General features: G+C 66.7%; 21 protein-coding genes and 1 pseudogene. 11 read left to right on the top strand and 11 right to left on the bottom strand.

The annotated features are described in order from the left end of the window. Positions 1–2: 2 nt before the first annotated feature. From P3W97_RS02365 to P3W97_RS02350, 4 genes are read right to left on the bottom strand one after another with little or no spacing between them, the layout of a single operon-like run. Positions 3–953: a thiamine phosphate synthase gene (locus P3W97_RS02365; RefSeq protein WP_300843417.1), complete on the bottom strand. Its 951-nt coding sequence runs from the start codon at positions 951–953 to the stop codon at positions 3–5. Between the two features lie 7 nt (positions 954–960). After that, on the bottom strand, positions 961–1,779 hold the full coding sequence (locus P3W97_RS02360; protein ID WP_300843416.1) for a thiazole synthase: 819 nt from the start codon (positions 1,777–1,779) through the stop codon (positions 961–963). Positions 1,780–1,786: 7 nt separating this feature from the next. Then, a complete protein-coding gene (gene thiS, locus P3W97_RS02355) occupies positions 1,787–1,996 on the bottom strand; it encodes a sulfur carrier protein ThiS (RefSeq protein WP_300843415.1) in 210 nt (69 codons plus the stop codon). Continuing rightward, complete coding sequence (locus P3W97_RS02350) at positions 1,993–3,135, bottom strand: FAD-dependent oxidoreductase (protein ID WP_300843414.1); 1,143 nt, start codon at positions 3,133–3,135, stop codon at positions 1,993–1,995. Before P3W97_RS02350 ends, thiS begins: the two co-directional genes overlap by 4 nt. A gap of 80 nt (positions 3,136–3,215) precedes the next feature. On the opposite strand from P3W97_RS02350, the gene thiD reads away from it, so the two are divergent. Further along, the gene (gene thiD, locus P3W97_RS02345) at positions 3,216–4,079 is read left to right on the top strand and encodes a bifunctional hydroxymethylpyrimidine kinase/phosphomethylpyrimidine kinase (protein ID WP_300843413.1); all 864 of its coding nucleotides are present in this window, start codon (positions 3,216–3,218) and stop codon (positions 4,077–4,079) included. Here thiD and P3W97_RS02340 read toward each other — a convergent pair whose 3' ends face one another. Continuing rightward, positions 4,080–5,144: an NAD(P)/FAD-dependent oxidoreductase gene (locus tag P3W97_RS02340; protein ID WP_300843412.1), complete on the bottom strand. Its 1,065-nt coding sequence runs from the start codon at positions 5,142–5,144 to the stop codon at positions 4,080–4,082. It lies immediately after the preceding gene. Between the two features lie 32 nt (positions 5,145–5,176). After that, complete coding sequence (gene fdxA / locus P3W97_RS02335) at positions 5,177–5,506, bottom strand: ferredoxin FdxA (protein ID WP_300843411.1); 330 nt, start codon at positions 5,504–5,506, stop codon at positions 5,177–5,179. Between the two features lie 190 nt (positions 5,507–5,696). On the opposite strand from fdxA, the gene P3W97_RS02330 reads away from it, so the two are divergent. Further along, complete coding sequence (locus tag P3W97_RS02330; protein WP_300843410.1) at positions 5,697–7,634, top strand: alpha/beta fold hydrolase; 1,938 nt, start codon at positions 5,697–5,699, stop codon at positions 7,632–7,634. Here P3W97_RS02330 and mnmC read toward each other — a convergent pair. Both mnmC and P3W97_RS02320 read right to left on the bottom strand, forming a co-directional pair. Continuing rightward, positions 7,631–9,643, bottom strand: coding sequence for an FAD-dependent 5-carboxymethylaminomethyl-2-thiouridine(34) oxidoreductase MnmC (gene mnmC / locus P3W97_RS02325; protein WP_300843409.1), 2,013 nt, complete (start codon positions 9,641–9,643; stop codon positions 7,631–7,633). The genes P3W97_RS02330 and mnmC overlap by 4 nt on opposite strands. A gap of 1 nt (position 9,644) precedes the next feature. Then, positions 9,645–9,920, bottom strand: a complete 276-nt coding sequence (locus tag P3W97_RS02320; protein ID WP_300843408.1) for an oxidative damage protection protein — start codon at positions 9,918–9,920, stop codon at positions 9,645–9,647. Between the two features lie 279 nt (positions 9,921–10,199). On the opposite strand from P3W97_RS02320, the gene P3W97_RS02315 reads away from it, so the two are divergent. The 4 genes from P3W97_RS02315 (at position 10,200) to P3W97_RS02300 (ending at position 14,236) form a co-directional block, all read left to right on the top strand. Further along, complete coding sequence (locus P3W97_RS02315) at positions 10,200–10,979, top strand: ferredoxin--NADP reductase (RefSeq protein WP_300843407.1); 780 nt, start codon at positions 10,200–10,202, stop codon at positions 10,977–10,979. Positions 10,980–11,010: 31 nt separating this feature from the next. Continuing rightward, positions 11,011–11,496 (top strand): disulfide bond formation protein B, encoded by a 486-nt coding sequence (locus P3W97_RS02310; RefSeq protein ID WP_300843406.1) that lies wholly within the window; start codon positions 11,011–11,013, stop codon positions 11,494–11,496. Between the two features lie 146 nt (positions 11,497–11,642). Further along, positions 11,643–13,319: a cation:proton antiporter gene (locus P3W97_RS02305; protein ID WP_300843405.1), complete on the top strand. Its 1,677-nt coding sequence runs from the start codon at positions 11,643–11,645 to the stop codon at positions 13,317–13,319. Beyond that, positions 13,316–14,236: a universal stress protein gene (locus tag P3W97_RS02300; protein ID WP_300843404.1), complete on the top strand. Its 921-nt coding sequence runs from the start codon at positions 13,316–13,318 to the stop codon at positions 14,234–14,236. Before P3W97_RS02305 ends, P3W97_RS02300 begins: the two co-directional genes overlap by 4 nt. A gap of 56 nt (positions 14,237–14,292) precedes the next feature. Here P3W97_RS02300 and P3W97_RS02295 read toward each other — a convergent pair whose 3' ends face one another. Continuing rightward, positions 14,293–15,357 (bottom strand): quinone-dependent dihydroorotate dehydrogenase, encoded by a 1,065-nt coding sequence (locus P3W97_RS02295; protein ID WP_300843403.1) that lies wholly within the window; start codon positions 15,355–15,357, stop codon positions 14,293–14,295. A gap of 103 nt (positions 15,358–15,460) precedes the next feature. Here P3W97_RS02295 and rpiA point away from each other — a divergent pair, with 103 nt between their 5' ends. Further along, positions 15,461–16,168, top strand: a complete 708-nt coding sequence (gene rpiA, locus P3W97_RS02290; RefSeq protein WP_300843419.1) for a ribose-5-phosphate isomerase RpiA — start codon at positions 15,461–15,463, stop codon at positions 16,166–16,168. Between the two features lie 32 nt (positions 16,169–16,200). Here rpiA and P3W97_RS02285 read toward each other — a convergent pair whose 3' ends face one another. Then, positions 16,201–18,261 carry a M3 family metallopeptidase gene (locus tag P3W97_RS02285; protein ID WP_300843402.1) on the bottom strand — a complete coding sequence of 687 codons (2,061 nt, stop codon included), beginning with the start codon at positions 18,259–18,261 and terminating at the stop codon, positions 16,201–16,203. Between the two features lie 48 nt (positions 18,262–18,309). Next, the gene (locus P3W97_RS02280) at positions 18,310–18,789 is read right to left on the bottom strand and encodes a YhbY family RNA-binding protein (protein WP_300843418.1); all 480 of its coding nucleotides are present in this window, start codon (positions 18,787–18,789) and stop codon (positions 18,310–18,312) included. Between the two features lie 122 nt (positions 18,790–18,911). Here P3W97_RS02280 and P3W97_RS02275 point away from each other — a divergent pair, with 122 nt between their 5' ends. The 4 genes and pseudogenes from P3W97_RS02275 to glmM all read left to right on the top strand — a co-directional run. Continuing rightward, positions 18,912–19,601 carry an RlmE family RNA methyltransferase gene (locus P3W97_RS02275; protein ID WP_300843401.1) on the top strand — a complete coding sequence of 230 codons (690 nt, stop codon included), beginning with the start codon at positions 18,912–18,914 and terminating at the stop codon, positions 19,599–19,601. A 175-nt stretch (positions 19,602–19,776) separates the two neighbouring features. Further along, on the top strand, positions 19,777–21,708 hold the full coding sequence (ftsH, locus tag P3W97_RS02270) for an ATP-dependent zinc metalloprotease FtsH (RefSeq protein ID WP_300843400.1): 1,932 nt from the start codon (positions 19,777–19,779) through the stop codon (positions 21,706–21,708). A 110-nt stretch (positions 21,709–21,818) separates the two neighbouring features. Further along, positions 21,819–22,706 carry a dihydropteroate synthase gene (gene folP / locus P3W97_RS02265; protein WP_300843399.1) on the top strand — a complete coding sequence of 296 codons (888 nt, stop codon included), beginning with the start codon at positions 21,819–21,821 and terminating at the stop codon, positions 22,704–22,706. Further along, a pseudogene (gene glmM / locus P3W97_RS02260) lies at positions 22,706–22,882 on the top strand (phosphoglucosamine mutase); the annotation flags it as partial. The gene folP and the pseudogene glmM, both read left to right, overlap by 1 nt.

Below are 22,882 nucleotides of genomic sequence, written 5' to 3'. Positions count from 1 at the left end.
AATTATAGCGCCAGGTCGGGGCCCTGCCCATGGGGGCTGGCGCGCAGCCGGGCCCAGGTGCGCATCAGCTCGGCGGCAGCTGCTTCGGGGTCGGTCGCGCCGGTGATGGCCCGTACCACGGCGAACGACCCCACCCCGCTGGCTGCGATGGCGGGCAATTCGGCCAGGCCGATGCCCCCGATGGCCACCGTGGGCAGATCGCGCGCCAGGCGGGCGTAATGCGTCAGCCGTTGTGGCCCTTGCGGGGCCGTGGGCATGGCCTTGAGCGTGGTGGGGAACACGGCACCCAGCGCCAGGTAGCTGGGCCCGATACGCCAGGCGCGCGCCATTTCGGCATAGCCGTGGGTGCTGATCCCCAAGCGCAGACCGCAGTGGCGCAGGCGGGCCAGGTCGTCTGCCGTCAGGGTATCCAGATCCTCTTGCCCCAGGTGGACGCCGTAGGCGCCGGCCTCGATGGCCTCGCGCCAGTGGTCGTTGATGAACAGCCGCGCGGGGGTGCCGCGCACGGCGGAGACGGCGGCGCGCACTTCGTGGGCGATGCGCTCGGGGTCCGGGTGTTTGAAGCGCAGTTGCAGGGTCGGCACCCCAGCACGCGCCATGCGGGCCACCCATGTCGCGTCTGGCAGCACCGCGTACAGCCCCAGCCGATGCGGGCAGGGGGCAAAGCGGGCCGCAGGCAGGTCGAACCCGAAATCCGCCGGATCATCAGGCCAGTCAGTGGGGTCGAACGGGCGGTTTGCGCTGCGCCGTGCCCAGGCCTGCGCAACGCAGTGCGCATCGGCATCCACGAACCCAAGCCGGCGCGCGGCGGCGTAGGCCACAGCGGATACGGTGTGATTGGCAGGCGTGGCGTTGGGTTCGGCGTCGCGCTCGATCAGCAGTCCGCGGTGCAGCTGCACGATGGTTGCCACGGCGTCCAGTGGCGCATCGAGGACGGCAGGGGCGGCGTCCATGGTGGTCTCAGCCTTGGTGCCAGAAGGGGGTGCCGAGCACCGGTGTGCTCGGCTGTGCCGACGTTTGCGGTGCCATCGCCCCCGCCCGGTAGGCTGCGCGTCCCGCGGCCACCGCATCGGCAAAGGCGCCGGCCATGGCAACGGGATCCTGCGCCAGCGCCACGGCGGTGTTGAGCAGCACGGCGTCAAAGCCCCACTCCATCACCTGACAGGCATGGGATGGCAAGCCCAGCCCCGCATCCACGATCAGCGGCACATCCAGACGCTCGCGCAAGGTGCGCAGGCTGTGCGGGTTGATGGGGCCCAGCCCGGTGCCAATCGGCGCTGCCCAGGGCATGACCGCCTGGCAGCCCACGTCCAGCAGGCGCTGACACAGCACCAGGTCGTCGGTGCAGTAGGGCAACACCTTGAAGCCGCGTTGGATGAGCTGATCCGCTGCCACGGGCAGTTGCAGGGTGTCGGGCTGCAGCGTGTAGTCGTCGCCTATCAGCTCGAGCTTGATCCACTCGGTGCCAAACACCTCGCGCGCCATTTCCGCAGTGGTGATGGCCTCTTGCACGCTGTGGCAGCCCGCAGTGTTGGGCAGCACGGGCACGTCCAGTTTTTTCAGCAGCGTCCAAAAGCCGTGCGAAGCATCCAGGCCGAGCGCCCCTTGGCGGCGCAGCGATGCGGTCAGCATACAGGGGCTGGAGCGCCGCACGGCCTGCTCCAGGACGGCGGGCGACGGGTAGCGTGCGGTACCCAGCATTAGGCGGCTGCCAAAGGCTTGGCCGTACAGGACGAGCAGATCGGACGGGGGGGTATCGGGGTTGGCGAGAGCAGTCATGGTGGGATCAGCCGCCGGTGATGGGGGAGATGATTTCGACGCGGTCGCCATCGCGCAGTGGCGTGAGGGCATATTGTGCGCGCGGCACGAACTGCAGATTGACCGCCACGGCGAACGGCGCTCCAGGGGCTTGGCCGTCGGTGGCGTGGGCTACCGCGTCGGCGACACTGGCGCCGTCTGGCAGCTCCACGGGTTGCGCGTTGATCCAAATCCTCATGGCATGCTGGCGGGCATGGCGTCTTGGGCCCGGGTGAATGCCAGCCCCAGGCGCTGCGCCAAATCGATGCGGCCGCTGTGTAGGTATTCGACGACGGCGTCGTGGACCGCAGGCGAGATCATGAACCCGTGGCGGTACAGCCCGTTGATCTGCAGCACGCGCGGGGCGCGCTCGACGACGGCGGGCAGATTGTCTGGCAGGGTGGGGCGGCATTGGGCGCACAGCTCCAGCACGCGGGCTTCGCCAAAGCCGGGGTGGACCGCGTAGGCGGCGCTGAGCAGCTCGAGGGTGGAGCGCACACTGGTCGGGGACAGGTCGTCGGACTCGATCTGGGTGGCTCCGATGACGAACAGATGGCCGGGCTTGGGGGCGATGTAGATGGGGTAGCGCGGATGCAGCAGCCGGGTGGGGCGCTGCAGGGTGACATCCGGCGCATGCAGGCGCGCCACTTCGCCACGCACCCCGCGCAGGGGGCCCTTGCCCTTGGCAATCTGAGCTGGCCAGTCCTCGCGCGCGCCCAGGCCGCGGCAGTCCAACACCCAACCGTCGGGGTGGTCGCGTTGCCAGCTGCAGGCCTGCTGCAGCGTCATGGCAGTGCCCCAGTTCATATCCACTCCCAGCGCGGTCAGCGTGGCCAGCAGCGCGTCGAGGAGCTGGCGGTTGTCGAGTTGGCCTTCATCGGGCAGGAACAGTCCCCGCTGAAAGCGCCCGGCCACAGCCGGCTCCAGCTCGGCGACGCCCTGCGCGTCCAGCGCGCGCGGGGCGGGCAAATCGGGCAGCTGCGCGGTGGTGTGGCGCAGCAGCGCCTCGAAACGGGTGGCTTGCGGGGCATCCTGGCGGTGCCACAGAATGAGTGTGCCGTTTTGCTGAAAAAACACGGGTTGCGTCAGATCCGCGCACAACGCCTGCCAGCGCGGCAGCGCATAGCGGCCCATGGCGACGACGTTGGGCTCGGTCACGGCCGATTCGGCCAGCGGCGCCAGCATGGCGGCTGCGATCCGAGCCGCGCCGCCGGCCTGCGCAGCGTCTGGGGCGGGATCGACGATACGGACCGGGTGGCCGGCGCGCGCCAGGGTGACGGCAAGCAGGCGCCCCATCAGTCCGGCGCCGAGGATCAGAATAGGTTCGCGCAGATGCATGCCCCGGATGGTACCCCAGGGAAACCCGGGCCCCGCTTGCAGGTCCCGCATCCGTGCGCGCGCGACGGATAATGTCGCGCATGTCGCACCTGAACGATCTCGCCCACCCGCCCCGTCTGCACTATCCGCGCGTGCTGTCTATCGCTGGCAGCGATTCCGGCGGCGGTGCCGGCATCCAGGCCGATCTCAAGACCATCGCAGCCCTGGGCTGTTATGGCATGACGGCGATCACGGCGCTGACGGCCCAAAACACACTGGGGGTACGTGCCATTCAGGGGGTGCCGGCTTCGTTTTTGAAAGAGCAGATCGCCGCCGTGGTGGAAGACATCGGCGTCGATGCGGTAAAAATCGGGATGCTGCATGCACCGGACATCGTCGATGCCGTGGCCTGGGCCATCGATACCTACCGCCTGCCCAACGTGGTGCTAGACCCGGTGATGGTGGCCACCAGCGGTGACACTTTGATCGAGGATGCCACCGTCGAGCGCCTGGTGGGGGAGCTCTTTCCGCGTGCCACCGTCGTCACCCCCAACCTGGACGAGGCGGCCTTGCTGCTGGGACGACCGCTGACACAGGCGGACGAGCTGGAGGCCGCAGCGGCTGGTCTGCTGCAGCGCGGTGCATCCGCCGTCCTGCTCAAAGGCGGGCATTTGCCCGGGGATGTGGTGACCGATCTGCTGGCTATCCGAGGCGAGCCGCCAGCGTATTGGATCCGCCTGACCGGTGAGCGCATCGTCAGCGACAATGTGCACGGCACAGGGTGCACCCTGTCGTCGGCCGTGGCGTCGTTCTTGGCCCTGGGCCAAACGCTGGAGGAGGCTGTGCAGTCCGCTCAAGGCTGGGTGCGCGGGGCGATCGCCGCCGGCGCCCATGTGCGCACTGGGCAGGGCAGTGGGCCGCTCAACCATGGCTATGCGCCGGTGCCGATGCGGCTGCTCGACTGATCAGTCCGGCCCAACACCCAGCAGCCGCTGCAGCCGGGTGCTGGTGGTGGTGTACTCCAGGACGATACGCTCCTGCGGCCGCAGCCACTGTGCGATGGCAAATGCCGCCAGCGTGGCTTCGTGAAAGCCGCAGACGATCAGTTTGCGCTTGCCGGGGTAGGTGTTCACATCCCCCACCGCATAGATGCCCGGCTCGGCGGTGCGGTAAGCTGCGGTGTCCACGACCAGGTGCTTGCGCTCGAGCGCCAGCCCCCAATCGGCGATGGGGCCAAGACGGGGATTGAGCCCCAGGCGGGGCATGAACAGGTCCAGAGGCAGCGTCAGCCGCCGGTCGTCGGCGGTGGCGATTTCCAGCGCTTCCAGACGGCCATCAGCGGCAGCGATGGCCCCCACCGGCTGGCCCAAGCAAAGGCGCACCCAGCCTGCGCCGATGGCGGACTGCAGCCGTTCATCCAGCGCGGGGTCGATGGCAAAGCGGTCGTTGCGGTGCAGCAACGTGACATCGGCCGCCCCGCCATCGGCCAGTTGCAGCGCCAGTGCCGCGGCCGACTCGGTCCCCCCCATGACGACGACGCGCTGGCCCGCCCAGACGTCAGAAGGGGGATCGCGGTAGTGCACCTGGCGGCCCTCCCAGGCCTGCAGCTCGACCAGCGGCACCTTGCGCGGCAGGAACGCGCCCACGCCTGCGGCAATGACGAGCGCATCGCATTCGAAACCGAGGCCACCCTCCGTTTCCAGCTGAAAACGTGCGGAAGGTGCGGCCCCGTCGGCTGCCCGGCGCTGCAGCGAGGTCACGATCTGCCCCAGATGCAGGGGGATGCGCAGCGGTGCCAACTGCTGCAGCAGCCGCTGAGTCAGCTCCCGCCCGCTGCAGGTGGGGATGCCCGGCAGGTCGTAGATGGGCTTGTCGGGATACAACTCGGCGCATTGCCCTCCGGCGTGGGGCAGCCCCTCCACCACGTGCACGTCCAGCTCGTGCAGACCCAACTGAAAGGCCTGGTAGAGCCCGACCGGGCCAGCGCCGATCACGACGACATCGGTGCGGATGGGAGGGGCCGTCGCCATGGCAGTCGCAGCGAAGCGCAGCGCGCCCGGGATTAGCGCTTGAGCAGTGGCAGCTTACCGGTCTTGTCTTTGTATTGCTCGGCCTCGGGCAGCGGTGCCTTGCGTTTGGTGATGCTCTTCCAGGTCGGCAGCTTGGCCAGCTCGGCGTTCAGAGCGATCATGTGCTGCTGGTCGCGCGGCACGTCTTCTTCGGCGTAAATCGCCCCGACCGGGCACTCCGGGATGCAAACCGCGCAGTCGATGCATTCATCGGGGTCGATGGCCAGGAAATTGGGCCCTTCGCGGAAGCAGTCCACGGGGCAGACGTCCACACAGTCGGTGTACTTGCAGGCGATGCAGGCTTCGGTAACAACGTGTGTCATGGCGCAGGATCTTTTAGGGGCGACAGTGGCCCCGACACGGCGCGAGCCGCGCAGTCGTATGTGAGCGATTTAAGAATTGTAGGCGCTCGGGTCACGCCGCTGCTTGATCTGGGTCAGCACACCGAGTGGCAAAACGGTTATTGTGCCGATGCACGGTATTCGTGCGCCGACCGCTGCGGGGACCTTACTCATGACCGATACGCTACACCGACGTCCGCTCCATTCCACCGGGCTTGATACCGGGTCTGCGCCTGCGTCCGGCGAGCCCCACCGCCGGCAGTCCGATGCGGCCGATGCCCTGGACCAGCAGGCATCGGTATTGATGGCCCGATGGTGGAGCGGCCTGTCGCCGATATCCCTGGCGTTGGCGGCAACGGACTGGGCATTGCACGCGCTGAGTTCGCCAGGGTCCCAACGGCGGTTGGCGCAACAGGCAGCACAGCTGAGCCAGGCATGGTGGCAGGATGCATGCCGCGCTTGGGCGGAGACGGTCACCGCCACAGCGACGGCCCTCCCGCCACCCGGGGCGGCAGCGAGCGGTCTGCCCGATGGCTCGGGGGGAGAGGACGCGCGGCCCGAGGACGCCTCGCCACTGCTGCGTGCAGTGCGCGAGGACCCGCGCTATGCCGACCCGGCGTGGCAGCGCTGGCCATGGTCGGGACTGGCCAGCGCGAGCAAAGCGGTGGAGCTGTGGTGGCAGCAGGCGGCGGCGCTGCGCGGCATGCAAGCGCACAGCCGCGAGCAGATGCGCTTCTACGGCCGCCAATGGCTGGATGCCTGGGCGCCGAGCAACATGCTCTGGACCAACCCGCAGGCGCTGCAGCGCGCTTGGGAAACCGGCGGCCAGTCGCTCCTGCGGGGCTGGGGCCGCATGGTGCAGGACATGCAGTGGCGCCTGGGCCTGCAGCCGCCGCCGCAGCGTTTCGATCCTGAGCTCGCCCCTGGCCGGGGGCTGGCCACCACGCCGGGACAGGTGGTGCTGCGCAACGCGCTGATCGAGCTGATTCAATACGCGCCCAGCACACCCACGGTACAGCGCGAGCCGGTGCTGGTGATCCCCTCGTGCATCATGAAGTACTACATCCTGGACTTGTCCCCGCACAACTCGCTCGTGCGCTGGCTGGTCGGACAGGGCCACACCGTCTACATCGTCTCGTGGAAGAACCCGGACGAGGACGACGCACTGCTGGCGATGGACGACTATGTCCGCGACGGGGTGCTGGCGGCGTTGGATCATGTGCGCTGCGCGACCGGCGCGCCGGTGCATCTGATGGGCTATTGCCTGGGCGGGACGTTCGCCGCCATCGCTGCAGCGGCGCTGGGCGGCGGCGACGCGCGGCTGGGTTGTCAGCATGCAGCGGGTGTCGCGGAAGAGGGGGTGCTGGCGAGTCTGACGCTGCTGGCCGCCGAGACGGACTTCAAGGAGCCAGGCGAGCTTGGCATTCTGATCGACGAGGCACAGGTTCGGCTGCTCGAGGATATGATGGCGGCGCGCGGCTATCTGACCGGGCAGCAGATGGCAGGATCGTTTCAATTCTTGCACTCGCGCGAGCTGGTCTGGTCCAGCCAAACGCGGCGCTGGTTGCTCGGCGAGGACGAGGTTGGCAATGACCTGATGGCGTGGAACGCCGATGTGACGCGCCTGCCGGCGGTGATGCACAGCCAGTACCTGCGCGGCTGCTACCTCAACAACGACCTGGCCGAGGGACGCTTCCAGTTCGAGGGGCAGCCGATCGCGCTGCGCGACATCCGCGTGCCGGTGTTCGCGGTCGGCACCGTCAAGGACCATGTGGCACCCTGGCGTTCGGTCTACAAAATCCATCACCTGGTCTCGGCCGAGGTGACGTTTGCGCTGACCAGTGGGGGCCACAACGCCGGGATCGTCTCGGAGCCCGGGCATCGCGGACGCTACCATCACCTGCTGACGACGCCGGCCGACCACCCGTGGCGCACACCGGACGAGTGGCTGGCCGTGGCGCCGCGGCTGGAGGGCAGTTGGTGGCCGTCGTGGTCGGCGTGGCTGAATCAGCGTGGCAGTGGACAGGCGGTGCCGGCGCGCCAGCCACCACACAATCCGGCACTCGGGCCGGCGCCGGGCCGCTATGTGATGGTGCGCTACGGCGACTAAGTCGGCGTCCGCCCCCCGGTGTCGCGCCGCCGACCCGCGGCGGCGAAGCGCCGGGCCAGCAGCGCCTGTGCCAAAGGGCGCTCCACGGGCCACGGTTCGCCGTGCAACTCCGCCGCCAGCACCTCGCCGCACAGCGCAGACAGGGTCAGCCCCCGTGCGCCCAGTCCTGTCAGTACGCACAGGCCAGGTAGCCGCTCGGGGTCCACCGCCCCGACAGCGGGCAAGCGATCCGGCAGTGTGCAACGCACCCCGGCCCAGCCGTGTGCCTGGAGCCAGAACCCGGACAGGGCTTCGGCGGCGCGAGGAAGCAAGCGGCGCAGCTTGTTCAGATTGGCGAGATGATCGCCATCTTGGACGGAACGGTCGGTGCTGCCGCGCACGAAGGTGGCGCCCATGCACCACAGCGGCTGTCCATCGGGTCCTGGCACGCCAGCCATGAACGACCCATGCCCATTGACAGGAAACGGCGGCAGGGCAGCGACCGTCGATGGCTGCAGGCTGGCCATGGATCCCCAGGTTACCTGTCCTCGCAAGGCATGCAAAGGCAGCGGCGGGCTGTCGGCGCGCGGCAGCAGCGCCAGGGAATCGAAGCCTGCACACACCACGACCACGGCAGCGCGGGCCAGCGGTTGGTCGGCATCGTCGATCACGATCCACTCGTCAGCATCCGCCATGTGGCGCAGACCGGCGGCGCGCGCCGCGCCGACGAAATGCACCCCGGTGTGGGCCAACTGTGCGGCCACCAGCGCCGCCGGCCGCAGCCACGCCGCTTGGGCGTGCCAAAGGGCAGGCGTGTCCGCAGGCAGGCCGGCGCGCGCGGTCCGCGCCGGATCGGCCAGATCGCTCCACGCCCGGCCGTGTTCATGCCAGACCGCCGAATCGGGCAGCGCGTGTTTGCCCTCCACGCGGTGCTCCAACACGCCGTTGGGGCCCCAGTCCACCCCCGGCGTCAGCAAAGCCCGGGCGCGCTCGAGAGTACAGGCCAAGCCGGCCCGGGTCAGGCGCGACAGGGGCGCATCGTCGGGCGACACATGCGGGGCGACCAAACCCACGGGCAAGCCCGATGCGCCGGCAGCCGGGGTATGGGCCGCATCCAGCACGGTGACGCGCCAGCCCCGCGCAGCCAAGCTCCAAGCGGCTGCCGAGCCGGCTAGGCCCGCACCGATTACGACCGCCTGCCGTGTTGGGCATGCCGACGCCGCAGCAATGGTTGGGGCGGGCAGCTTGTAGACGGCGGTGCGCAACGCACCACGGGGCGTCCAACTGGGCGCATAGACTGCCCGCAGGCAGTGCCGCTTGGGCGGCAGGCCTGGGGTCTTTTCTACCTGGAAGCCGACTTGTGCCAGCCCATCACGGACCGCGCGTGCCACCGTCCAAGTGCCCAGTCGCGTACCCGGTCGACACAGGCGCGCCACTGCACGCAGCACTTCGGGCGACCACATGTCGGGGTTGTGGGCGGGGTCGAAACCATCCAGAAACACGCTGTCCACCGGCACATCCAACGTCGGCAACCAACGCGCCGCGTCCCCCACGCACAAGGTCAACAGCAGGCGCCGGCCAGGGGCATCGGCGCGGTCCGCAGGCCATTGCCAGCTCCAGCGGTGCACGCCCGGCAGCAGCCCGATCCAGTGTTCGCTCAGCGCAGCAGCCAGCGGGTGGAGTTCGGCAAAAGGGGCCGCGCTGCGGCGCAGATCGTCCGCGCTTGCGGGATGGGCTTCAGTCGCGGTGTAGCACAGCGTCGGCGGCGCCGATCCATCCGCCTGCCAAGTCTGCCAGGTGGCCAAAAAATTCAGCCCCAGCCCGAAGCCGTTTTCCAACACATGCCAGCGAGCATGTCCGCGCCAGAGCGCATCGGGCCCGCTGGGCCACAGACCGCAGCCCTTCAGAAAAACATGGCGCGCTTGCGCCAGGCCGCCCAAGCCGTCGACGCCTCGGCTGCGGTAAATGTCGCCAAAGTGCAGGCTGCGGGGCGTGCCGTCCGGCAGCCATTCGACCACGCCGCCGGCCATTTCACCCCTGCGCAGGGGGAACGTAGCCGGCGGCGACGTCCGCGCCTTCGCCAAAGAAATGTTTTTCCATCTGTCGCGCCAGATATTGACGCGCACGTGCGTCGGCCAGGTTCAGACGGTTTTCATTGACCAGCATGGTCTGGTGACGCAGCCAGTCCTGCCATGCCTGCTTGCTGACGTTTTCCCAAATCCGCCTGCCCAACTCGCCCGGGTAGGGCGGGAAGTCGAGTCCCTCGGCTTCGACGCCGAGTTTGATGCAGTGGACGGTGCGTGCCATGGTGTCGTGCTCCTGTGCAGAGAAAGGCCCCCCTCATGCCCCATGGTGATAAGTACTCCACGGAACCAGCATAAGGGGTTTGATACGATGCGGGTTTGACTCGGTGAGCGATCATCGAGCCCTGTTATCGAGCCCTGTTGATCGCCCGTTGATCGCGTCGGGCTCGGACTGTAACGCAGTTGTTCGTTTCCCGAAGGGCCTTCAGGGATTGAGGCAGGTCAAGCTGCCGCGCCCCGCGGGCGGCTACGCTCGACCATCCCGATTTTCTACCACCTGATCATGAGTGCATTCGACGAAGAACGTGTGCTGACCGTTCATCACTGGACCGACCGGCTGTTTAGCTTCACCACCACACGCAATCCCGGGCTGCGTTTTCTCAACGGCCAGTTCACGATGATCGGGTTGCGGCTGGAAAACGGCAAACCGCTGCTGCGTGCCTACAGCATCGTCAGCGCCAATTACGAGGAACATTTGGAGTTCTTGAGCATCAAGGTGCCCGATGGCCCGCTGACCAGCCGACTGCAGCACATCCAGCCGGGTGACACGGTGATCGTCGGCCACAAGCCCACGGGCACGCTGGTCATCGATTACCTGTTGCCGGGCAAGAACCTGTACCTGTTTGGGACCGGCACGGGACTGGCCCCCTTCCTGAGCATCGTGCGCGATCCGGCGACCTACGAGCGCTTCGAGAAGGTGGTGCTGGTGCACGGTGTGCGCCAGGTGGCCGAGCTGGCTTACCGCGACTACCTGACCCAGGAACTGCCCCAGCACGAATTTCTTGGCGAGTATGTGCGCCGACAGATGCTGTACTACCCGACCGTGACCCGCGAGCCCTTCGAGCGGCAGGGTCGTATCCCGGATTTGGTGCAAAGCGGCCAGATGGCGCGCGAGTTGGGCTTGCCGCAGCTCAACCCCGAGACCGACCGCGTCATGATCTGTGGCAGCCCGGCCATGCTGCGCGACCTCAAGGCCATGTGCGAGCGTCTGGGCTTCGTCGAGGGCAGCACGAGCACGCCCGGGCAGTTCGTCATCGAAAGAGCGTTTGCCGATGCCAACTGAGGTCCCTGGCCGCAACGGATGGGCGGCTGCGATGGCCATGTCGCCCCGCGCGGTTCTGGGGGGGCTGGCCCTGTGGTGTTTGGGCCTGCTCGGCTTCGGCCTGTATTTGCAGCACGTGGTCGGGCTAGAGCCGTGCCCGATGTGCATCGTCCAGCGCTATGCGCTGATTTTGGTGGCGCTGGCCACGGCGGGCGCGGCAGCGGCGGGCCGTAGGCTGCGGCGTGCGCTGGCGTGGCTGGCGCTCGTGCTCGCACTGGCGGGGGCTGCCGTGGCGGCACGCCAGTCCTGGCTGCAGTGGTATCCGCCCGAGATCTTGGCTTGCGGGCGGGATTTGTTCGGCATGATCGAATCGTTCCCCCTCAAACGGGCCATCCCCATGATCTTTCGCGGCAGCGGGGACTGCACGGCCGTCGACTGGACCTTTTTGGGTTTGACGATCGCGAACTGGTCGTTTCTCAATTTCGGGGCCATTGCCGCGACCCTGCTGGGCTGGCTGTGGTCGAGTCGCGGCCGCTGATGGGGCGCGGCGGCTAGGCGCGCCGCTCGCGAGGCGAACGAGCGCGAAGGCGGTGCGCGAGCGCATCGTGTCGCTGGCTGGGCGGCTTTTTGATCGGAATCGAGCCAAGGCTGGGAACGTTGAATTCCAGGCAGAATCGGCCCAACATGACCTTCACGCCCTTTGCCGAATTTGCTGTTTTGCTGCTGGTCGCGGCAGGCGCTGGTGCGCTGTTCGTGCAGCTGCGCCAGCCGGTTCTGATCGCCTATATCGTGGTCGGTATCGCCCTGGGGCCGGCCGGCCTGGGCTGGGTCAAGGCCCATGATGAGGTGGCGCTGCTGGCACAAATCGGCGTGACGGTGCTGCTGTTCATCGTTGGCCTCAAGCTCGACTTGCACCATGTACGCCACATTGGGCCGGTAGCACTCGCGACCGGGCTGGGGCAGTTGGCCTTCACCATCGCGGGAGGGTTCGTCCTGATTTTGGCGCTCGGCAAGGACGTCATGACCGCGCTGTATGTAGCCGTGGCGCTGACGTTTTCCAGCACCATCATCATCGTCAAGCTGCTGACCGACAAGCGCGAGTTAGACGCCTTGCACGGGCGCATCGCCGTTGGCTTTCTGATCGTGCAGGACTTGGCTGTGGTGCTGGCGATGATGGCCATGAGCGCGTTGCGCCCGCCCGAGGCAGGGGAGGCGGCCAGCGCTTGGATGGTTGCCGCCTCGCTGGTGGGGCGAATCGTGTTGGCGGTGCTCATCATCGCGGCGCTGATGCGCTGGGTACTGCCGCGCGTGGTGGCGCTGATGGCGCGCTCGCAGGAGCTGCTGTTGATCTTTGCCCTGGCGTGGGGGGTGGGCCTTGCGGCACTGGGAGATTGGGCGGGTTTTTCGATGGAGGCCGGTGCCTTCGTCGCGGGCTTTACGCTGGCGTCCACGCATTTCCGCGAGGCGATCAATGCCCGCCTGGGCGGGGTGCGGGACTTTTTGCTGCTGTTCTTTTTCATCCATCTGGGGGCGGAGCTGAATTTGTCCACCCTGGGGCAGGAGCTGTGGCCTGCGCTGGTGCTGGCGGTGTTCGTACTCATCGGCAACCCACTGATCGTCATGGCCATCATGGGCTATATGGGCTACCGAAAACGCACCGGGTTTCTGGCCGGGCTGACGGTGGCACAGATCAGCGAGTTTTCCATCGTCTTTGTGGCCATGGGCATCAGCCTGGGCCATTTGGATGTGCAGGCCCTGGGGCTGACGACGCTGGTGGGCTTGATCACCATCACCCTGTCCACCTACATGATCTTGTACTCCCACCCGCTGTACGAGCGGCTGGCCCCATGGCTGGGGGTGTTCGAGCGCAAGCGCCCGCACCGGGAGCTGGCGGTCGACCGCCATCCGCCGCGCAGCGATGAATCGGCGGTGCTGGTGTTTGGCTTGGGGCGCTACGGCAGCCGATTGCTGGGTGAGCTGCGCCGCCTCGGTGTGGCGGCTGCTGGTATCGACCATGACCCCGAGGCCGTGCGCGAACTCAAACGGCAGGGTCTGCCAGTCCACTATGGTGACGCAGAAAACCCGGATTTCGTCGAATCCCTAGCTTTGCGCGCCACGCGCTGGGTGGTGGTGACGCTGCCACTGGTGTCGTCCACCCGCGCGTTGGTGCACGCCCTGCGCGGCGCCGGCTACGCGGGCCCGATCGCCGTCACCGCACGCGATGAAGCGTCACTGCAGGAGTTGCAGCGCCTGGATGCGCAGCACATCTATCTGCCCTTTCGCGACGCCGCCGTGCACGCGGCGGAGCACTTGCTCGGCGTGTTGACGGTGTCGCCGCCTGCTTCGGGAGCCAACCCATGACGATCGACGAAGGCTGCCGTCCCCCGGCCGACCCGCCCACGGGTGGCGTGCTGGTGGCGACCGATTTTTCTGATGGCGCGCGGCTGGCCGAACAGCGGGCCGCCCACTTGGCCCGTGAGCATGGCGTGCCGCTGGTTTTGCTGCATGTCCTGCCCCACGACTGGATCGCCGCTTTGCAGGAATGGCTGGGGGCTGAGCGTCCGTCGGACCGCATCGTGGCCGACGCGCACGCCACCTTGCAGGCCAGGGCGCGCCGCTTGCAGGACGAGCAGGGCTGGCCCGTACACCCGGTGTTTGCGCAGGGTCATCCGGTGCGGGCGATTGGCGAGACGGCGCTGCGCTGCGCTGCGCGCTGGGTGGTGGTGGGCGCGCATGGCCGTGGGCGGTTGCCGCACCTGTTGCTGGGCACCACGACCGAGCGATTGTTGCGCAAGGCCAGCTATCCTTTGCTCGTGGTGCGCCAGCCGGTGCAACGCGGCTACCGGTGCGTGTTGGTGCCAGTGGACTTTTCCCCCTGGTCGGCACCCGCCCTGGCGCTCGCCGATACGCTCGCGCCCCGCGCCGAGGTCCAGATGTTGCACGCCTACACCGTGCCGTTCGAAGAAAAGCTGCGGTTTGCCGGCGTGGACGACGACATGATCGCCCTGTATCGGGAAAAGACGCGCGAGCGCGCCGCCGCGCGTCTGCACGATTTGGCGCGACAGCAGGGCTGGCCGCCTTCGCGCTACCACGCCATGCTGCACGAGGGCGATGCGGCGCCGGGCATCGTCCAGACGGCGGCTCGACGGGGGTGCGACCTGATCGTCATTGGCAAGCACGGCTTGAGCGCCGCAGAGGAACTGTTGCTCGGCAGCGTCACCGAGCATGTGCTGTCCGAGGCGCCCTGCGATGTCCTGGTATCCCCAGGCCGGGCCTGAGCGTCAACCGCAGCCCTGCGTCGAAGAAATCCCAGGCGGTGGCAGCGTCGATCATCTCACTGGCCCTTTGCGCAGTCGCGCAGCGCCCGAGCCACCGTCGGCACCAGGTCCGGCCCGCGGTAAATCAGCCCTGTGTAGAGCTGAATGAGGTCGGCCCCAGCGGCGAGTTTGTCGCACGCGCTGGCCTCGTCCATCACTCCGCCGACCCCGATGATCGGAAAGCCGGCCCCAAGGCGCTGGCGCAGCGCCGCGATGACGCGATTGCTGTGGCGCGCCAGCGGCCGGCCGGACAGGCCCCCGGCTTCGTGCGCGTGGGTCAAGCCCTGGACCGCATCACGCGCCAGGGTGGTGTTGGTGGCGATGACGCCGTCCATGCCATGGCGTTGCAGGGCGTCGGCGATGACGGCGATCTGCCCGTCGTCCAGATCGGGGGCGATCTTGACGAAAATGGGCCGCCGCACGCCGAGCCGGTCGGCCAGGTCCGCACGCCGTCGCGCCAGGGCCTGCAGCAGGCCGTCCAACGCTGCATCACCCTGAAGTTGGCGCAGATTTTGGGTGTTAGGGCTGGAGATATTGACAGCAACGTAGTCGGCGTGTGGGTACACTCCCTCCAGGCCGATCAGGTAATCGTCCGTCGCGCGCTCGATGGGGGTACTGGCGTTTTTACCAATATTGAGCCCCAAAACCAAAGGGCGTGCGCGGGCGCGCTCCTGGCGGGCCTGGGATCGCTCGATGTTGTGGACGAACGCTTCGAGACCGTCGTTGTTGAAGCCGAAGCGGTTGATCAATGCCTCGGCCTGCGGCAGGCGAAACAGCCGCGGGCGGGGGTTGCCAGGCTGTGGACGAGGGGTGACGGTGCCTACCTCGACGAAACCAAAACCCATGGCCGCCCAGGCATCGATGCAGCGCGCATTCTTGTCCAGTCCGGCAGCCAGCCCCACCCGGTTGGGGAAATGCAAACCGGCCAGCTCGAGCGGATCGTCGATCCGGGGTTGGGCCATCAGCGACCGCAGAGGACTGTGCTGCAAACGCTCCAAGGCATTCAAGGTCAGATCGTGTGCGGCTTCGGCATCGAGCCGGAATAAAAGCGCACGGGCCGGCGCGTAAGGAATCCAAGCCATCGGATAATCGCAGTTGTCGTATCGGTCATCGGCACACTGCCGGCGAGTGGCCGATTGTCGCACCCCAACCCTCCGTTTTTTGCCACAGACAGGATCTTGCATGATGAACCGCGACCCGTCCGCCCCGGCGATGACACAGGAAGAGCTCAAAGTACTGGTCGGGCGTGCCGCCTTGGCGTATGTGGAGCCGGGGCAGATCATCGGCGTGGGAACGGGTTCGACCGTCAACTGCTTCATCGACGCGCTGGCCCAGGCGCAACTGTCCATTGCGGGCACGGTGTCCAGCTCTGAGGCGTCCACACAGCGGCTGCGCGCTCACGGTATCCCCGTGTTTGACGCCAACGAGGTGGCGGAGCTGGCGGTGTACATTGACGGCGCAGATGAGATCGATCCGCGCGGCCACATGATCAAAGGGGGGGGTGCGGCGCTGACGCGGGAAAAGATCGTCGCTGCGCAAGCGCGGCGCTTCGTTTGTATTGCCGATCAATCCAAATGGGTGCAGACGCTGGGGCGTTTTCCGCTGCCGGTAGAGGTCATTCCGATGGCCACCCAGCGCCTGATTCGGCAATTTGCGGCCCTAGGGGGCGAAGCGCGGGTGCGCCTGCGCGACGGCGTGCCGCTGGTCACCGACAATGGCCAACACATTCTGGATGTGCACGGCCTGCGCATCCCCGACCCGGTTGCCTTCGAGTCGATGGTCAACAATTGGCCGGGGGTGGTAACGGTGGGGGTGTTCGCGCATCAGCGTGCCCACGTTTGCTTGCTGGGCACGCCCGAGGGCGTGCGCACCATCGCGTTCGAGACCCCCTGAGGGGCGCTGGCGCTCCGCCAGGCGCTTGCGTCTCAGGCCATGCCCTGGTGCCGCAGCAGCGCGTCAGTCTGGGGGTCGCGGCCGCGAAAGGCACGGAAAGATTCCAGCGCAGGGCGGCTGCCGCCGACCTCCAGAATCTGCTGGCGGTAGCGCCGCCCGACGTCCACGTCCAGCGGTGAGCCGCGCTGCGCGGCCGCCTCCTCGAAAGCCGCATACGCGTCGGCGCTGAGCACTTCGGCCCATTTGTAGCTGTAGTAGCCTGCCGCGTAGCCCCCGGCAAAGATGTGGCTGAAGGTGTGCGGCATCCGATGCCAGGCGGGCGGCTGCAGCACGGCGACCTCGTCGCGCACCTGCTGCAGCAGCGCCATCACATCGCCATCCGGGGCGCCTTCCAGGTGCAGCCGCATGTCGAACAGCGCAAACTCGATCTGGCGCAGCGTCTGCAGGCCGCTTTGGAAGTTGCGCGCTGACAGCATCTTTTCGTAGAGCGCCCGCGGCAAGGGCTCGCCCGTGTCCACATGCGCCGTCATCTGCTGCAGCACCACCCATTCCCAGCAGAAATTCTCCATGAACTGGCTGGGCAGTTCCACCGCGTCCCACTCCACCCCGCCAATGCCTGCAACGTCGTGCTCATCCACCTGAGTGAGCAAATGGTGCAGGCCGTGGCCAAATTCATGAAAGAGGGTGATCACATCGTCGTGCGTGAGCAGGGCGGGTTTGCCGTCCACGCCGTCGGCGAAGTTGCACACCAGGTGCGCCACCGGCGTTTGTAGGCTGCCGCTGTCCGGGCGGCGCCAGCGTGACCGGACATCGTCCATCCAGGCGCCGCCGCGCTTGCCCGCGCGCGCTGAAGGGTCTAAATAAAATTGGCCGATGAGTGCGCCGTCGCGTTCGATCCGGAAAAAACGCACCGTGGGATGCCACACAGCGGCTTGGTCCTCGCGGATGCGGACTTCGAACAGCGTCTCGACGATACGAAACAGCCCTTGCAGCACGCGCGGCAGCGTAAAGTAGGGCTTGACCTCCTGCTCGCTGTAGGCGTAGCGCGCCTGGCGCAGTTGCTCGGCAATGTAGGGCCAGTCCCAAGCTTGCGGATCGGGCAGGTCGAGCCGCTCGGCCGCAAAGGCTCGCATGTCGGCCACATCCTGCTCGGCGTAGGGGCGGGCGCGCCGGGCCAAATCGCGCAGAAAGTCGATGACCTGCTCGGGGGATTGCGCCATCTTGGGCACGAGCGAGACATGCGCAAAGCTGGGGTAGCCCAGCAGTTGCGCCTCTTCGGCGCGCAGGGCCAGCAGCTCACGCATCAGCGGGGTATTGTCGAAGCGCGCACCATCGCCCTCGGCCTGGTCGCTGGCGCGCGTGCCGTAAGCACGGTACAAACGCTCGCGCAGCGACCGGTCGTGGGCAAACTGCATGACCGGCAGATAGACGGGCAGCTTCAGGCCCAGGCGGTGGCCGTCGCGCCCCTCGGCCTGCGCCGCTTGACGGGTCGCTGCGCGCACATCGTCAGGCACGCCGGCCAGCTCGGCTTCGCTCGCGTAGTAGGCATAAGCGTCGGTCGCATCCAAGGTGTTTTCGCTGAACTTTTGAGCCAACTCGGCCTGGCGCTCCTGAATGGCGGCAAACCGAGCCTTGGCCTCACCCTGCAATTCGGCGCCGCCCAGTACGAAGCCGCGCAGCGCGATCTCGCGCGCGCGCCGCTGGGCTGTATTCAGGCCAGAAGGATCGATGGCCTTGTATTTGGCGTACAGCCGTTCGTCGGCGCCCAGCCGGGTCCAGAACTCCGTGACGCGCGGCAACATGGCGTTGTATGCCGCACGCAGCGCTGGCGTATCGGCCACGGCGTTGAGATGGCTGACGGTGCCCCAGGCGCGCCCCAGGCGCTCCGTCGCCACATCCAGGGTGGCCGCCAGGGCATTCCAGTCGGCCGGGAAGTCGCAGGCAGTGACCTGCTGCAGGGCCGCATCGGCCTCGCGCAGCAGGGATTCGATGGCCGAAGCGACATGCTCGGGCCTGACCGCATCAAAGCGCGGCAGATCGGAAAAATCGAGCAGGGGGTTGTCGAGGAGGGTGGGGGCGATGCGGTCATTCATGCGCACAAGCATGCCATGGAAACCGTCGCCGCGCCGCTGTGGGACCGATCAGTGGGCAGCGGACGCGGATTTTTTGGCGCTCTTTTGGCGCCGCTTGGCTTTCTTGACCAGCCCGCCGGGCGTCAGCCGCTGGTTGCCCAGCACCCGTACGGTTTTGATCTCGGGGCGCTGGCCGCCTTTTTTGCTGTACTTGACCACTTTGTATTCGCGCGGGCCGGGTTTGCGGTCCTGGTCGACGGCTTTGGCCTTGGGCGGGATGGGGCGCCAGAGCACCAGCAGCTTGCCGATGTGCTGTACCGGCGCGGCGTTGAGTTCGTCCGCCAGCGTCCGCAGCCAGGCTTCGCGCTGGGGCCGGTCGCCCTCCAGGGCGCGCACCTTGATCAGGCCGTGGGCATTGAGGGCCGCATCCACCTCGGCTTTGACGGCATCGGTCAGGCCGTCGGCCCCGATCATGACGACCGGCTCGAGATGATGCGCCTGGCCACGGTGGATGGCGCGCTGAGCAGGGGTGAGTTCGATGAGCGGCATGAAAGGATTATCGGGCATCCGGGGAGGCAAGGGCAGATGGGCGGCCCACTTGCGGCTGCCGTCGAGCGGCTGCTACGGAGCTGCGTTCCGTGGGTGCGCTGTGGCCGTATAGTCCCACACCGATGAAGATCAAAACACAAAGCAAAAAGGTCAACAAGGCGTGGCTGAACCAGCATGTCACCGACCCCTGGGTGCGCCTGGCGCAAAAAGAGGGCTACCGCGCCCGCGCTGCCTATAAGCTCAAGGAGCTGGATGAGACCTTTCACTTGATCCGCCCCGGCCAGTGCGTGGTGGACCTGGGCTGTGCACCAGGGGCGTGGTGCCAATATCTGCGCCGGCGTTTGGGGACGGCCATGGGCCCCGACGGGCAGCCTCGGGTGCAGGGAACGCTCATCGGCCTGGACCTGTTGCCCATGGAGCCGGTGGATGGCGTGCGCTTCATCCAGGGTGACTTCCGCGAGGAGACCACGCTGGCCGCGCTGCGGCAAACCTTGGCCGAGGCGTTGGGCGGCGATGCCGCCCAACGGGTGGATCTGGTGGTGTCGGACATGGCCCCCAATCTGTCCGGCGTGGAGGAGGTGGATGCCGCGCGCATCGAGCATCTGATCGAACTGGCGGTGGACTTTGCGGTGGCGCACCTCAAGCCCGATGGGGCGCTGGTGGCCAAGGTGTTTCACGGCGGGGCTTACGACAGTGCCGTGCGGCTGTTTCGGGCGCACTTTCGCACCGTCAAGGCGCACAAGCCCAGGGCGTCGCGCCCGCAGTCGGCGGAAACCTTTCTGGTCGGATTGGGTCTGAAAGCGCAGGGGTGAAAACCCCGGGCCTGCGCAGTGGATGCGCGCGTGCTATCCCGTTGATTGAAAGGGTTTTGCCTTGGTCGGGAGAGTCGCTTTCGATAAGTTCTACAATTGGGCTCGTCTGGGATGCCCGCGGTCTGAGGGCTTTTTGGGCAGCCGTTACCTCACCATGACAAGGTAGGAGTCTTCGTTGAACAACCAATGGTTTTCCAAAGTGGCGATCTGGATGGTGATCGCCATGGTTCTGTTCACGGTCTTCAAGCAGTTTGACGGCCGTACTACGACCGGTGCGGGCTACATGGCCTATTCCGACTTCCTCAACGAGGTCAAAGCCCAGCGCATCAAAAGCGCCACTATCCATGAGGGCGTCAACGGCACCGAAATCTTGGCCATCACCACCGACGACCGGCGGGTGCGCACCAATGCCACCTACCTCGACCGCGGCTTGGTGGGCGACCTGATCGCCAACGATGTTAAATTCGACGTGCGCCCGCGCGAAGAAGGTTCGCTGCTGATGACCCTGCTGGTGAGCTGGGGCCCGATGTTGCTGCTCATCGGCGTGTGGATTTATTTCATGCGCCAGATGCAGGGTGGCGGGCGTGGCGGCGCGTTCAGTTTTGGCAAGAGCAAGGCGCGCATGCTGGACGAAAATGCCAACACCGTGACCTTTGCCGATGTGGCGGGCTGCGACGAAGCCAAGGAAGAGGTCAAGGAGGTCGTGGACTTCCTGAAAGATCCGCAAAAATTCCAAAAACTCGGTGGACGCATTCCGCGTGGCTTGTTGCTGGTGGGGCCGCCGGGTACCGGTAAGACCTTGCTAGCCAAGGCGATTGCCGGCGAGGCCAAGGTGCCGTTTTTCAGCATCTCGGGCTCGGATTTCGTCGAAATGTTCGTCGGCGTGGGGGCTGCCCGCGTGCGCGACATGTTCGAGCAGGCCAAGAAAAATGCCCCGTGCATCATCTTCATCGACGAGATCGATGCTGTGGGCCGTCAGCGGGGCGCAGGCTTGGGCGGCGGCAACGACGAGCGCGAGCAGACGCTCAACCAGATGCTTGTCGAGATGGATGGCTTCGAGACCAACCTGGGCGTCATCGTTATCGCAGCGACGAACCGGCCCGATATTTTGGATGCGGCGCTGCTGCGCCCAGGCCGTTTTGACCGCCAGGTGTATGTGACGCTGCCCGACATCCGCGGCCGCGAGCAGATCCTGAAGGTACACATGCGCAAGATTCCGATCGGCCCGGATGTGAGCCCGGAAATCATTGCACGCGGCACGCCAGGCATGAGCGGTGCCGATTTGGCCAACCTGTGCAACGAAGCCGCGCTGATGGCGGCCCGCCGCAACGCCCGCGTCGTGGAGATGCAGGATTTCGAAAAGGCCAAAGACAAGATTCTCATGGGCCCCGAGCGCAAGAGCATGGTCATGCCCGAGGAGGAGCGGCGCAACACCGCTTATCACGAGGCCGGCCACGCCCTGATCGGCAAACTGCTGCCCAAGTGCGACCCGGTGCATAAGGTCACCATCATCCCGCGCGGCCGCGCGCTGGGTGTGACGATGAGCTTGCCGGAGAAAGACCGCTACTCCTACGACAAGGAGTACATGCTCAACCAAATCAGCATGTTGTTCGGTGGTCGCATTGCCGAAGAGGTCTTCATGAATCAGATGACCACCGGCGCCAGCAACGACTTCGAGCGTGCCACGCAAATCGCCCGCGACATGGTCATGCGCTATGGCATGTCGGAAAAACTGGGGCCGATGGTCTATGCTGAAAACGAAGGCGAGGTGTTCCTGGGTCGCTCCATCACCAAAACCACGCACATGAGCGAGGAAACGATGCGGCAGGTCGATGCCGAGGTGCGCCGCATCATTGACGAGCAGTACGCGCTGGCCCGCCGGCTGATCGAAGAAAACGCTGACAAGATGCACGCCATGGCCAAGGCATTGCTCGAGTGGGAGACCATTGACAGCGACCAGATCGACGACATCATGGCCGGACGTCCACCGCGTCCGCCCAAGGATATGGCCCCACGGGCCCCCAACACCGGGGGAGGCGGTGACGCGGGTGGGGCCGCCGAGCCGGTGAAGGCCGACCCGTCCCCACAAGCGCCTACGGCGGCCTAAATCCGTGTCCCCCCCAATGGGTGTCGAGGCCAGTGCTCCTGGCCTCGATACTTTTTGAGGGGTGTCGCGGCCCCGGTGGGTGGGGCTGTGGCCCGGGCACAATAGCGGCTATGTCGCCCTCCCATTCCTCTGCATCCCCGTCTGCTGGCTGGCAGACGGCGCGCTTTCGCATCGACCTGAGCCGCCCGCGTGTGATGGGGATTGTCAACGTCACACCGGACTCGTTTTCTGATGGGGGTGTGCACGCAGATACCAAAAGTGGCCTGCTGCACGCTGAGGCGCTACTGAAGGCCGGGGCCGACATTCTGGATATCGGGGGCGAATCGACGCGTCCCGGCGCGCCGCCAGTTCCGCTCGAAGAGGAACTCGCCCGCGTCGTGCCGGTGGTGCGCGAGGCGGTGCGTTGGGGCGTGCCGATCAGCGTCGATACCTATAAGCCAGAGGTGATGGCCGAATGTCTGGCGCTGGGGGTCGATATCATCAATGATGTGTGGGCGCTGCGGCGCACCGGCGCGCATGGCCGCAGTGCAGAAGACGTAGTGGCGCAGGACCCGGCCTGCGGCGTGGTGCTGATGCATATGCACCGTCAGCCGCAAGATATGCAGGTGCATCCGATGCAGGGCGACGCGGTACCGCAGGTGCGCGAGTTTCTCGCCGCGCGCGCTCAGGCGCTGCTGGCGCGCGGCGTGGCACGCGAGCGCATCGTGCTGGACTATGGCATCGGTTTTGGCAAAACGGTGCAACAGAACCTGGATTTGCTCGCCCGCCAGCACGAGTTGCTGGCGCTGGGCTGGCCGCTGTTGGCCGGCTGGTCACGCAAATCGACCCTGGGGCGCATCACTGGTGTGGATGTGGCCGCCGAGCGGCTGGGCGCGAGCGTGGCTGCAGCACTGCTGGCGGTACAGCGCGGCGCACACATCGTTCGCGTACACGATGTGGCGGCCACCGTGCAGGCGCTACAGGTATGGCTGGCACTCAACAACAGGGAGAGCCTATGATGACTAGACGGTATTTTGGCACCGACGGTATTCGTGGCACGGTCGGCCAAGCGCCGATCACGCCGGATTTTGCGCTGCGGCTGGCACATGCGGTCGGCCAGGTGCTCAAGCGCAGCGAGGCGCGCCCCACCGTGTTGATTGGCAAGGACACGCGCATTTCTGGCTACATGTTGGAG

The sequence above is a fragment of the Tepidimonas sp. genome (assembly GCF_029335975.1).
Classification (GTDB): Bacteria; Pseudomonadota; Gammaproteobacteria; order Burkholderiales; family Burkholderiaceae_C; genus Tepidimonas.
Note: the sequence above shows the minus strand (reverse complement) of the source record. Positions and strands in the feature narration are given on the sequence as shown.